At 63.5% G+C, this 12,199-nt stretch carries 10 protein-coding genes and 1 pseudogene; 1 reads left to right on the forward strand and 10 read right to left on the reverse strand.

What is annotated here, in order from left to right; translation table 11 throughout:
- From ACZ60G_RS38330 to ACZ60G_RS38375, 10 genes and pseudogenes are all read right to left on the reverse strand, one after another.
- Nucleotides 1-371, reverse strand: a pseudogene (locus ACZ60G_RS38330) (hypothetical protein); the annotation flags it as partial.
- Nucleotides 368-1,276 (reverse strand): hypothetical protein, encoded by a 909-nt coding sequence (locus tag ACZ60G_RS38335; protein WP_465816764.1) that lies wholly within the window; start codon nt 1,274-1,276, stop codon nt 368-370. The pseudogene ACZ60G_RS38330 and the gene ACZ60G_RS38335, both read right to left, overlap by 4 nt.
- Nucleotides 1,277-1,328: 52 nt before the next feature.
- Complete coding sequence (locus tag ACZ60G_RS38340; RefSeq protein WP_465816766.1) at nt 1,329-3,803, reverse strand: hypothetical protein; 2,475 nt, start codon at nt 3,801-3,803, stop codon at nt 1,329-1,331.
- A 47-nt stretch (nt 3,804-3,850) separates the two neighbouring features.
- The gene (locus ACZ60G_RS38345) at nt 3,851-6,379 is read right to left on the reverse strand and encodes an ATP-binding protein (protein ID WP_465816768.1); all 2,529 of its coding nucleotides are present in this window, start codon (nt 6,377-6,379) and stop codon (nt 3,851-3,853) included.
- Nucleotides 6,380-6,910 carry a hypothetical protein gene (locus ACZ60G_RS38350; protein ID WP_465816770.1) on the reverse strand — a complete coding sequence of 177 codons (531 nt, stop codon included), beginning with the start codon at nt 6,908-6,910 and terminating at the stop codon, nt 6,380-6,382. It lies immediately after the preceding gene.
- Nucleotides 6,907-7,167 (reverse strand): hypothetical protein, encoded by a 261-nt coding sequence (locus ACZ60G_RS38355; RefSeq protein WP_465816771.1) that lies wholly within the window; start codon nt 7,165-7,167, stop codon nt 6,907-6,909. The genes ACZ60G_RS38350 and ACZ60G_RS38355 overlap by 4 nt, the downstream gene beginning before the upstream one ends.
- 18 nt (nt 7,168-7,185) lie before the next feature.
- Nucleotides 7,186-8,181 (reverse strand): conjugal transfer protein, encoded by a 996-nt coding sequence (locus ACZ60G_RS38360; RefSeq protein ID WP_465816773.1) that lies wholly within the window; start codon nt 8,179-8,181, stop codon nt 7,186-7,188.
- A 122-nt stretch (nt 8,182-8,303) separates the two neighbouring features.
- On the reverse strand, nt 8,304-9,455 hold the full coding sequence (locus ACZ60G_RS38365; protein WP_465816775.1) for a GAF domain-containing protein: 1,152 nt from the start codon (nt 9,453-9,455) through the stop codon (nt 8,304-8,306).
- A gap of 309 nt (nt 9,456-9,764) precedes the next feature.
- Nucleotides 9,765-10,658, reverse strand: coding sequence for an ROK family protein (locus tag ACZ60G_RS38370; protein WP_465816777.1), 894 nt, complete (start codon nt 10,656-10,658; stop codon nt 9,765-9,767).
- Between the two features lie 53 nt (nt 10,659-10,711).
- Nucleotides 10,712-11,164: a hypothetical protein gene (locus ACZ60G_RS38375; protein ID WP_465816779.1), complete on the reverse strand. Its 453-nt coding sequence runs from the start codon at nt 11,162-11,164 to the stop codon at nt 10,712-10,714.
- Between the two features lie 265 nt (nt 11,165-11,429).
- Here ACZ60G_RS38375 and ACZ60G_RS38380 point away from each other — a divergent pair, with 265 nt between their 5' ends.
- Nucleotides 11,430-12,131 carry a MerR family transcriptional regulator gene (locus ACZ60G_RS38380; RefSeq protein WP_465816781.1) on the forward strand — a complete coding sequence of 234 codons (702 nt, stop codon included), beginning with the start codon at nt 11,430-11,432 and terminating at the stop codon, nt 12,129-12,131.
- The last annotated feature ends 68 nt before the right edge of the window (nt 12,132-12,199 follow it).

Genomic DNA, 12,199 nt, shown 5'->3' on the forward strand with positions numbered 1-12,199 from the left:
GCCTGCGGCCCCGGCTGAGCAGCAGGCGCCTGCCCCGGCTGACCCGCCGCCTGACCCGGCGGCACCACAACATTCCCCTGCGGCACCGCACCCGAACCCGGACTGGACCCGCCCTGCCCCGCCTGCCCCTGCGGTGTAGCGGGTGCGCCATTCTGCGCTGGTGCCGGTGAAGAACCGTTCTGCCCAGGCGACGTACCGGTTCCGGGATTCGCCGGGCCGGTGCCGGTGCGCGGTTTGGTCTTTTGCTCTTGCTTTCCCGACCACGGCGTTACCGGACCGGATGGTGAATCCCCCTCGTCGCCAGCACCTTCGGTCTGCTCATCGACAACTTCGACCTGATAATCCGCAGGCCAGACCTCGGCGCTAGTCACGACCCACCCCCTAGCACTCGCTTGACGCGGACGTCGCGGCCGGTCGGCATCGACTGCTCGACGAACCGTCCGGAGTATGGATCATAAGTCATGACTTGTGTTGCGCCGAGGGCGATTCCGGTCCGAGTAGGCGCGTTGCTGCGGTAATCCCAGAAGACCAGATCACCCTCCGACACGGCGGCGGGATCGACCCGCTGCCCGCATGCGGCCTGGGCCGCGATGGTTTTCGGAAGCACGATCACCGCCTTCCCGATACTCGACGATTGCCCGCACGCGGCCGCCGCCGATCCAGGCTGCGCGGACGTACCCCTCGTGGGCGGTGCGACGGGTTCGGTGTCGTCCGGTGGTTGCGCCGTCGGATCGCAATGCCCGGTCACCGCGGCGGCCGAGGCCTGATAGATCACATCCCGCGTCAGCCCTGCCGCACTCGAGGCACCACTCGGCGCACCGTCGGCACTTCCCGCCGACGCTTTCAGCGCGTGATTGATGGCCAATTCGCGAGCACAGTCTCCGAGCAATCCGCTCATGGTCGTCTGCAGCGGCGGCAATTGATACGGCGCGGTGTGGATCGCACTCGCACACGCGCGCTGCCAATCGGAGGCGGTCGTATCATCCGGTGCCACAGTCAATTCCGCGTACGGGTTGGCGGTAGGTGCGGTCGAGGGCGCAGCGGCCGTGCCCGAACCGGAGGCAGCGGTCGTGCGGGGTGCGGTGGTCTCGGTCTGCGATGGGTCGGGACCTACCGCGCTGTCGCACTGATAGTGCAGATCAGCCGAGATGGCCGAGGTGGTGCCGCCGACAACAAGCACCATGATCACGAGAAGCGTGCCGAGTCCGGACATCACCGCCAGCAACAACCACGCCCAAGCTGGAATCATGGCGAGGAACATGAGACGTCCGATCATCGAATACCTCTCCACACAGGACGAGCGACTTTACCTTCTCACGAACGCAGACCTAATTCCCCAGCAGCCTGCGGACCTCCGTCATTGCTGGTATCCACCTCGGATCGGCTGCATTCGTTCCGCGTGGCGTCACCGTATTCGATAAATCTCCGGATCGACCCGAGCCGAAATGTTCTGAGCGGACGGCCTGGTAGACCTGGTCGCGGAGCTTACGGATTGCCTCTGGATCGGCCGAGTTACGAATTAGTGCGTTAGTAGCGGCTTGCGATTTCTTGGCATGCTCGTTCATAATCCACTGCTTCATACGATCTGCCGTCGTCTCGTCCACACCAGAAGCCTGCAATCTGCGAAATTCGGCGCTCGTGGACGTTTTTCCGTTTATCACATCATTGAGCGCTTCCATCTTCGATCGCGCCAAATTAGGATCCGTGGCGATATCTCTCATATACTGCTCGACGTAATTCAGATGCGAATAATAAGGATTGTTGTTGTCAGCCAAAGTAACACCACCCGCCCTGACCCGACGGAATTCCCGTGCCGCCTGCTGCAGCGTCCCCATATTGGCGGCAACCTCCTCGGCAGAGCCGTTGCCATTGATCAGCATGCGTGCTGAATTCTGGGTATGCCGCAAAGCAGCGGCCAAGAACGCCAGGTCACGATCCTGGAGCGGTTCGTTGGCAGCAGCCTGGCCGATAGTCGCACGCGAGCGCGCCGCAAGTCGGGCTCGTTTCTCGTTCCTGGCACCGCCAGACAACATGGCCCCGAACGAATCAGCCGCAGTGCCACCGACATCGACAACGCCTTGCACCGCTGCGGCGTTGCCCAGGAACGAGTCCAAACCGCCGTATACTTCAGCTTCCTCGCGGGCATTGGCCGCGAAAAGTTCGCGGTTCTGATACGACTGTGAATACCAGCCGAATCGTCCACCGAACCGCCCGTCCTCGGCCCATACGCCTCCCTGTGCTTTCGTAATTGCCTTCTTCAGCCTGGATTGCGGGTGGAACGATCCGGGCAGCCCCATCATCATCCATTCGGTCAATGGCGAGTTGGCAAGCGTGCTCGCGCCACCCATCAGCGCCATCAACCCCATACCCCCCATCTTGTGGCTCGTGCCGAATTGCCCCATACCGAGAGCGGTCCCGCCACCACCACCGCCACCCGCCCCGGCTCTGGCTCCGCCATTCTGAATGGCCAGCGCGAACCGGTTCGCAATCCAGTCGTTACCCTTCTCCAGACCCGCGTTGAGTCGCTTCAACTGGAAGATGGCGACGATTTCCACGATCGCTACGATGACGAATACGGACATAACCTGGCCGCGCGCCTGCCGGAACAGATCGCCGAGAAACAGCTCATAGACGCCGAGGAATATGACGAATACGGCCATACGCGCGGCAGATACGAATCCGTGCACTACACACCGAATGGTGAACGTCTGCGTCGGCCCGTATACGAATCCGCCCGCGGCGAATCCGAATATCGTCATGAATCCGTAGTAGATCGAATCGAGCGCGGCCCAGATGACCTTGATGGCCAGGTATGCGCCGAAAAGCAATAGCACCGTACCCGACACCAGCAGTAGGATTCCGGCGCCGATTTGACCGACGCTCGGGTTATCGGCCGCCGAATAGGCGGCGCTGTCCCCGCACGACTTCATCCCGTTCTTGACCCGGTCCTCGTCACCGGCCATGACACCGGCCGACCACGCCGCCCGGCACGACGCCCGGTCGTCGACTACATGCCCGAAGTTCCACACCTGCAACGGACTTCGCGCGAAGTTGTCCGCCATATCGGCCTGCATCGTCTGGATCAATTGATTCGGATTCGGATTGCTATTGCCGTTCAAACCGGCCGCCACCGAAATACCCAGATTCCGCCCCTGCGCCAGCAGTCCGTCCGGCGCCAGTACCTCCGCAAGCGGCTCGGCCAAGAAGAGCGGCCCGAGTATCGCTACCCCCACCATCATCACGACCTGCATCGAGGCCTTGGAAAAATAGCCGCGCACAATGAATACGCCAACCGGAATCGCGCCGATCGCCACGAAAGTCAGCAGCATGATCGGTGTCGCGATCTGCCCCGACAGGCTGTGGGCCACACCCTCCAGCGGCTTGCTGACGACGGTCAGCCACCCGAAGTCCAGGGTATCGGTGGGCAGCCAGATCGCGGTGACCGTAATGACAAGCCAGATGGCGAACAGCACGATGATCAGGAACGACATTACGAGATTTCCCGGGTTCAGCACACCGCCGCGATTGGTGGCGAACAGGTAACTCGAAAGTTCCACACCCGAGGAATCTTTGACGCGCATCCAGCTCAGCGCACTATTAGGCGCGGACACTGTCCCGGTGCTGGTTTCCGCCGTGGCCAGCACCGCCATGATGCCCGGACAGAGGAATAGCACGACAAGAGCGATAATCGTCCATGTGGTCCAGCGCCGACGGCGCGTCGCGCCGATCCACTCGCGACATCGCCGGAATATTGCTGACGGGCGCCATCGAACCGGATCGAATAGCTCCGATTCTTCCGTCATTCCGAAGTCGGACAATCCTCGTCGATCATCGCGACCGGTACCGAATCTCACCGGACTGCCTGTCTCTCAGCAGCAGCGGTACGCGCGGCCACTCCGGAAGTCGGCGTGCTGGTAATCGCAGTGGCTCGATCGATCCGAGCCGGTCCGAGCACCTTGCCGCGGCCGATCCGGTTGAGCGCGTCGCGCATGAACATCTCACCGCGGCGTTCCTCGGGCACCTGACGGCCGGTACCGACCGGCGGGGAGGTCTCCTCGCGCAAGACCTGCAGCAAAAACGGCGCTTCCTCCAAATCGACGCCGAGCCATTCCAAACTGTTGCGCGCCAAGGTCTCGTCGCGCTGGCGGAAAACGAACCGGTTCGGGATGAGATTGTGCGCAGCGCCCTGGAAGTCGGTCGCCGGATCATGCGAGGCCAGCCCTATCGCAGCCAAATGTTTACGGCCGTCACGGCTGAAGTCCGACGTGACCGCGGATCCGACCTGGGTCTGTGTGAAGTGGTGCGCCTCATCACCCACCAGCAGCCCGAACCTGCCGTTATCGGTGAGGAATGCCTCTCGGGCAGCGACACCGACGAGTTCGTAGAGTGCGGTTCCGAGTCGTTTCGTCAGCGGCAAGCGGTTGTACAGATGCGGGGTGGTGAGCTCTTCCGCGGTCGGCAGCGCGAGCTGGTGGCTGCGGATGACCGTGGCGGCGGCATTGAGTCGCAATGGTTTCAGCGATGGGTCGAACAGCACCGGCACACGCTCGACAACCGTGCCGAGGCGCGCGGCCAAGTCGGCGTACTCCTCCTGATGGCCGGGCTGATCACGCAGTCGCCGCACGACATGGAACAAATCCAGCAAACTGCGGATGCCATGTTCGGCAATGCCGCGGGCGGTCAGCAGATTGCTCGCGGCGGCGCCCGCACCCGAGGTCGGCGACAGATCCAGCAGCGGCAGGATCGAGTCGAGCGCACGCTCGCCGGCGATTCTGGGTTCGAACATGCGCAGGGGGTCCAGTGACACCGTTGGATTCGCCAAATCGATGACGACGGCGTTATCGATCGCCGCGGCGAAATGCGCCCATTCCCCGACCTGACTGCGGTCGATGGCCAGGAATTGCCCGCCCATATCGTGTACGAGCGCCGCCATGAGCTTCAGGAAATAGGATTTGCCCGACCCGAGTTCACCGGTGACCGCGAACGAAGCGGACAGATCGTGCAGTGCGGCCTCCATGATGCCGAAGTGGATCGGCTCGTATTGACCGGACAAAAGGTTGATCCCGATCACCGGGCCACTGTCGTCGCCGATCTGACTTGTGATGAACGGGACGAAACCTGACCACATATCCGAGGGCACGATATGCGCGAAATCATCGAACGCGCGCCGCGGCGGACTGCCCGGGACCAGCATCGACCACAGATCGACCTGGGTGCCGAGCGGGGCCGTCATGTCGACCTGGAATCGCTTGTAGCGGCGCTTGAGGTTATTTACCGCATCCATCGTGACCTCACGCGAAGGGCCACCGATGGCGATGACGGTCGTGAAGGACACCTCCGACTCACCGCCGTTGACCTCGAAATGCTGGTTGTATTCGCCCAGCATCTGTGCCTTCGAGGTCAGCGTGTTCTGCGCGAACGACACCTCCTGGTCGCGCTGATCCATCTGCTCACCGAGTCGGCGCAGACTCAGCTCATTGTTCTTCAGCACCTGATCCGCGGGCTTGGTCGACACCCGCATCCCCCAGTCGACCGTGACGTCGCCGAGGCCCTCGAGCACATTCAGGAATTCGCTGCCCCCGGGAAAACGCATGCCCGCGTACGGGAAGGAATGCGGAGTGAGCATCGCCTGATAGGACGGGCGATACTCGTAATCCGGTTGAACGACCTTGATCACCGGAACGAACGATGGCCTAATCCGCCGGTTGCTGTCGGCTTGGGCGCCCTCGTCCAGCGCCGCGGAGGAAAAGACCGCCGCCGTCGCGTCGTCCAGCGCACCTACCCGGGTCGGTGCCACCGGATCGCCCGCCGCGCCGCGCGACAGGTAGTGCTCCCACAGCCACTGGAAAAGCGCGGCCGGCACCGGAATCGGATCGAAATCGCCGCCGATCCGGGACAGGATCTCGTTCGCCTTATCGTCGTAGGCATCCAGGTCCGCGCGTGAGATGGCGGTCGCGTCGATCGTTGTGGTGCTGCCACGCCACATCCGCGACAGCGCCGAAATACCTGAGTTCGCCGTGCCAACCGGAATTGTCAGCAGGAAGATCCGGGTCTGCGGTGCGATCGCACGGACTCGCTCATACGAGGCGACCACCTCGTCGGCATAATCCTCACACTCGTCGAGATCGACGCCCTCCACCATTTTGGTCAACACATCGATCGTATTCAGCCGCGCCTGGATGCCGAGCAGCAATGAACCGCTCGGCACGCTGTTGATCAGCGCATGGTGGGCCATCTTCACGTCATATTTGTCACTCGCCTTGCGCAATCCGTAGCCGAGCGGATTGATGAAGTAGGTCGCGGTGACCAGACCCGAGTGCGTGAATTGCAGATTTCCGCGAATCGCGGCGGTGGGCTGTATATCTCGTCCGAACGCCATTCAGCGGCTCCCTTCCGATGCTGGGCCACCGTTGCCGTTGATCCAGTTGCGCAGGTCCGTCCCGCTGCCGCCGACACCGATCACATCGACCAACCGGATATCGGGTTTCGCGCTCTGCACTGCCTTTGTCGGACTATCCGGCAGGACCAGGACGACGGACTCTTCGATGAACATGGTGTGACGCGCCGAATCGGCGTGGACCGGCATACCTGATGCGGACACCGGCTTGCGAAAGACGATGAGCCGCCCCACCCACAACGCCCGGGAAGTCATTCGCACACCGGTATAGGGCACCAGCCCGATGGCGAAGACGACTCCGATCGTCAGCACCAGCCCCACCAGGAAACTGACCGCCGGATTGACCGGAAATACCATCGCGCATACCGAGGTGATCACCATCAACACCACTGCTCCCGCGACCTGCGGGAGCGTGTACGGCCCGAAGGGCAGCTTCTGCCCGTTCTGGGCCTTGCCGATCATGGTGGGAACCCGCTTGATCGGCGTGAAGACCTTGATCACCTGCTGACTCATCGATAGCCACCGATGGGGTGATCGGGGACCACGATGTTGGAGTCGGTGCGCGCGTAGTTGACCAGTGTCGGGAGTATCCAGAACAGGACCGCGGCCAGCAGCGCCGATCCGGCGACGGCGAGGATCTTCGCGGGCGAGAGCTTGGATTTGGCCGCCTCGGATATCAGCACACCCATGCTCAGGATGGTGATCACGATCAGGCCCGCCCAGCGGACGAAGATCAGGATGTTGTACAGGATGGCGCTCAAATTACCCATGGCCGTGCCTCTTTCGTATCAGTTCTGGGTAGCCCGCGGAATCTGCACCGTCGTCGACGGCAGCGAGGTCGTCGAGCTTGGCGCACTTGCGCGCGAGTTCTGCTGGTCGGCGATCACGGCAGGCGGGTTGGTCATCGCGGGTACGGCATCGACCGACTGCACCTGCCACTGGCCACCGTCGCGGACCATGGTCAGCGGATAGGCGAGCGTCGCGACCGCCCCGCCGTCGGCCTTGGGATTGACGGTGACGAGCACCTGCGCGTGCGTACGCGCTGTGCCACAACTGTTGTCGTCCGAGGTGACCGCGACGGTCTCCACGGCGGTGAACGGAGCCGGGCGCAGCGCGGCGATGCCGGCGTCCAGAGTGACGTACCGGCCTACGTCGCCATTGCCTGTGAGATAGGTGGCCAGAAAGCCCGAAGCCACTTGCGCGAGCGGCGTATCCGCCGTACACGGCGAGGAGTATGCCTGCGCCAGGTCGGCACCTCGGCTGGGCGGCTCGACAAGGGCGGGCAGCGCGAGTGCCCGCAGTCGACCGTTGAGAACCGATACCCCGACCCGATAGAACTGGCGGGTGTCCGCGCCGGCGCTGTTGTTGGCGGTCGCGGTGCCGGAAGCACTGCTGGCGGTCGGAGCGGATTTACCCACCTTGACCGATACGGTCACCGACCAGACCTCGAGTGTGTCGAAGCTCCCCACGCGCGATACGTACACCACCGCAGGATCGGATACCTGCCGGGCCGTCGAGGGCAGCGTGATCTGCTGCGCACTGGCTCCGACATATTCACCGAGCCGATCCTGTTGTCCGGCAACAGAACTCAAGTAGGTCACAATGAACTGCTGGGCGAACGAACCGGCCAATTGCGCGCGGCCGATGGTCGCGGGCGTCGCACTGTCGGATGGGGGCGGCGGATCCGAAGCGAAGAAATCGAGGATCGCGTGCCCACCACCCAGTACGGCCAGCACCGCGAGCACCGCGACGATCACATTGTCGCGGCGGCGGCGTGCGACCATTCGGCGAAGTAATTCATCGCCCGAATCCGTCGATCTACCAACCATTGTCCGCACTCCCAAAATGGTAGAGAGCACCATCATTTCCAGCCCCCGTCATCGTTCCCAGTAATGGGGACAGCGGGTCAGTACACAGGGCTACGTTTCAAGCGATGTGCGAGCCGATACTGCAGCTGATCGTCGTACCCGATCGGCGCCTGCCCCTGCGGGGTTTCCAGCGCGTTGCGCCCGGATTCCAGCATCGGCATGTCATCGGCGACACGCACGAGCTGGGCGATCGCGAGTTGCCGACTCGGATAGCCCGGATACGGATAGAGCAGCAGCGACGTCGGCGTGTAACCGCCGCCGTAGTTGAGGGCTCGCACCGTGACACCCGCCGTATCGCCGGACTGCAGCCGATCGCTCAGCGCCATCAAACGGATGCGGTCATCCGGATGGAAGACGTCCACCGGCCGGAACAGATAGTCCCATCGAATCCAGGGAGCCGGATCCGTGAGCCAATGCGAGATGCTGGCGCGTTCGGTCTGGACGATCGCGAGGTGGGTTCCGGCCCGCCGGTGGGCCTCACGCAATCCGACCCGCTCCAGGGTCGGCCACTCCGAGAGCTCATTGTCCGAGGTGACATCCTCGATCAACAACCACGCGCCGTGCGTGCGAGCGTCGTCGCGGGCCCGGATACTGATCCGCCACCGCCCCGGCCGCTCGGGCCCATCGGTAACCGTGACCTCGAACTGAAGCTTGTCCCCGGCCTTCGGACTGTAGAGCAGATCCAGGACCTCGGCATGTCGATTGAAGGCCGAGATCCGATGGAACAACTCCGCGATCGACATCACCGGCACATGTTGCTCGGCCGAGTTCCCGGTCAGCCGGGTCGCACCGATCGGCTGCTGAATGGTCTGCGTATCGAGGTCCCAGATCGCCCCCACCGCGGGCGGTAGTTCCGGACAGGTCGCCGCGGCGTAGCCCATCCACAAACGCACAGCGTGCACATCGCCACCTGGCCCGAACACCGGTCGTATCCGCAGCGCGTGCGGACCCGAACCGGTCGCGAGCGTCAGATCCACGTCCTCGGCCTCGTCGCGCGCCGCCCGGATCGCATCGATCAGGCTCCGGGTTTTGAGGCTGTCGTAGAGCGCCGGGGTGCGCGCCATCAGCCGCTGCAGCACTCGCTGCCAGTCGGCGAATCCACGCGGTGCGTCCCCCACCGAAGCCACCGACATCGCTTCGGGCGTCAACGTCTCGATCGTTATCCAAGGATTTACTGCGCCACTTGTCATCGCACTGCCCGTACCAACCGTTCGTCGGAAGCCGCCACCTGTGTGTGACACGGATAATGTACCGCTATATAACGGCTCGTTCAACGGGTTTACAGATGTCGACATCAGATGCAGTCTGCAACACGTGGCCACTCGACGTTCACCGAGCGGTCCTTTCTTAACGTCCGCTTAAGAACGCGTGTATAGACATCAGAATTCCCACAGCTCAGGGGAGTTCGCATGCGCGGCGGCAAATCGCAGCACAAGACCTGGGACCAGCGACGAACGCGCTGGTCCCAGGCCGTAATTCCCCGCCCGCCCCGCGACTGGCTAGCCCTCGCCTGCCGTCAAGGCCAGTACACCGGCACCGGCCAGCACGCCCACCTTGCCGAGTTCGGATGGCACGACCCGCAATCCGGTCAGATAGCCGAGTCGAGCGTGGGTTGCGACGGCAGCGCCGAGTGCTTTCCACAGCGAAGTCTCCGGTGCCGCCAGCGGGCCCCCGACGACGGCCAGGTCCAGATCGAGCAGTGCGGCAACAGAGGCGATCGCGCGGCCGAGCGCCGTACCGGCCCGGCTCAGCGCGGCATCCGCGAGTTCGTCACCGGCGCGCGCCTGACCGACCAGATCATCGACCGAGGTGCCCTGCCAGCCTTGCGCGCGTGCCCAATTCACCGCGGAAATTCCGCCGGCCACCGCCTCCAGGCAGCCACGTCCTCCGCATTCACAGAGCTCATCGAAGCCCGGCACCAGCACATGACCGAGGTGTCCGGCATTTCCGGTCCGACCGACCACGACAAAACCACCGACCATGACACCAGCGCCGATCCGGTCGGAGACCATGATCGACAAGGCGTCGAGCACATCGTTCGCCGCACCGAAGTTACGCTCGGCCAAGCCCAGGCAGACGCCGTCGAGCGCCAGCCGCGCGATGGCGCCCGGAAACAGCTTTTGCACCGCCTCCACGATGGCGAAACCCGCACGCCACTCGGCGATACCGGGCGGTGCAACAACACCGGCGGCCATATCGAGCGGGCCAGCGGAGGCAATTCCAACCCGGGTGACATCCTCGCCACCAGCGACCTCGACCAGCAGGTCACGGCAGCTATCCCAGGCCGCACGGGCCGGGATCGGGGCACGCCGGATCTCGTCCTCGCCGACGTCGTCGGCCACCCGACTCACCGCGAATCCGCCCGACCCGATCTCCAGAGCCAACATCGTCATGAGTTACACACCGCCAGAATGAAGTCCGTCGTGAACAGTGGACGAAGCATAGGTCAGTGTGCGCCGGTTCCGGTCGGTTCCAGCCTCCGGCCGAGCACGATGTGACGGCGCGGGGCTGCCGGAGCGGGTTCGGCGGGGGCCGGACGCGAGCCGGTTCGGATGATCCGCAGCGGCCGCTTGTGGTCGATGGGGGTGATGCGATGGCGGTCCAGGTCAGAGACGACCTTGCCCGCACTGTCATAGGGAACTCCGGCCCAGATCATCGCGCGGGGGCCGGTGCCGCGCTCGATGAGCGTCTGCGCCAACTGTTCACATTTCGCGAAGACCGGGCAGCTCTCGCAGATTCGCATCGCCGCGCGCCACGAGTCCGGAGTGCCGACGTCCAGATCCCAGTCGTCGGGACCGTCCGCGCAGGGCGGCCGATGGGCGGACCCGTTGGGCAGCGTTGAAACCTTCGCTGTCACAACGGTTTCCACGACGAGGGTAGAAGATTGCGTGATGCTCATAGCCGTCTCCGGGGATGCCGAGGGCGCGCCAACTCCGTTGTGCGGGCCCATTGGTCGGGCGGTCATCAGGGCTGCTCAACAGTCCCCGGAAGGGCCAGCGATGATTGCTGGTCCACGAACGTTAACTCACGATTCGTCAGCGAGCAATCGCTTCTGCCGCTACTTAACGGCACGTTGACCAACATGTGATCTTGGCGTATCGTTAGTTAACGGTACATTTGTTCGCGGGCCATCCGCTTGGGGCGAATTGTGGTTTCCTATGGATATGGCTGTTGAGTCCGAGTACACGATCGACGAACTAGCGCGGGCGGCAGATACCACCGTGCGAAGCGTCCGCGTGTACCACGAACGAGGACTCCTCCCGTCCCCCGATGTCCGAGGGCGCATCGGCTATTACGGGTCGGATCATCTCAACAGACTGCAGACGATCAGTCGTCTGCTCAGTCGGGGCATGAAGTTGAACGGGATTCGGGAACTGCTCGAGGCCTGGGATCGCGGTGACGGATTGGCGGAGGTGCTCGGTGTCAACGACCAGCCCCTCTCCGAGCCGACGACGGTCGCCGCGCCCGGCTCCCCCCGGCCGCAGCGCAGACAGACGCCCCCGGAGCTTCCGGAGTACGTGCAGCAGGCGCTCGCCGCCAGCGGCGATCCGCACGAGGCCTACCGGGTGACCAATCCGCGCTGCGGCGACCTGACCACCCGACTCGTCGATGCGGGTATTTCCGCGCGCGACGCCTTCGAACTGGTCGAGCGACTCAGAGCCGATTGCAATCAGATCGCCGATCAGTATGCGACCCAGCTGTTCTACTTCCTGGCGGGCCAGACCTACGAACAGTCCGGGCGCACACCGAAGGACCGCGCCAAACTCGAATCGGATTTGGCCATCGCGCGGCTGATCGCCACGCGCGCCACATCGGAGCTGATCGATCAGGCCTTCGCCAGACATTCCGAACTGCCGCCGAGCTGATATCGAATTCTGCCCAAAACAATTCGATGTGCTGTCGGTAACAGTCGCGCGGATTTCCATACGAATTT

It is taken from the genome of Nocardia sp. NPDC102475 (genome assembly GCF_055584605.1).

What these genes read in the sequence shown, in the direction of transcription:
- ACZ60G_RS38345 (WP_465816768.1), bottom strand. Translation starts at nt 6,379, where the DNA reads ATGGCGTTCGGACGAGATATACAGCCCACCGCCGCGATTCGCGGAAAT.
- ACZ60G_RS38340 (WP_465816766.1), bottom strand. Translation starts at nt 3,803, where the DNA reads ATGACGGAAGAATCGGAGCTATTCGATCCGGTTCGATGGCGCCCGTCA.
- ACZ60G_RS38335 (WP_465816764.1), bottom strand. Translation starts at nt 1,276, where the DNA reads ATGATCGGACGTCTCATGTTCCTCGCCATGATTCCAGCTTGGGCGTGG.
- ACZ60G_RS38355 (WP_465816771.1), bottom strand. Translation starts at nt 7,167, where the DNA reads ATGGGTAATTTGAGCGCCATCCTGTACAACATCCTGATCTTCGTCCGC.
- ACZ60G_RS38380 (WP_465816781.1), top strand. Translation starts at nt 11,430, where the DNA reads ATGGCTGTTGAGTCCGAGTACACGATCGACGAACTAGCGCGGGCGGCA.
- ACZ60G_RS38360 (WP_465816773.1), bottom strand. Translation starts at nt 8,181, where the DNA reads ATGGTCGCACGCCGCCGCCGCGACAATGTGATCGTCGCGGTGCTCGCG.
- ACZ60G_RS38370 (WP_465816777.1), bottom strand. Translation starts at nt 10,658, where the DNA reads ATGACGATGTTGGCTCTGGAGATCGGGTCGGGCGGATTCGCGGTGAGT.
- ACZ60G_RS38375 (WP_465816779.1), bottom strand. Translation starts at nt 11,164, where the DNA reads ATGAGCATCACGCAATCTTCTACCCTCGTCGTGGAAACCGTTGTGACA.
- ACZ60G_RS38350 (WP_465816770.1), bottom strand. Translation starts at nt 6,910, where the DNA reads ATGAGTCAGCAGGTGATCAAGGTCTTCACGCCGATCAAGCGGGTTCCC.
- ACZ60G_RS38365 (WP_465816775.1), bottom strand. Translation starts at nt 9,455, where the DNA reads ATGACAAGTGGCGCAGTAAATCCTTGGATAACGATCGAGACGTTGACG.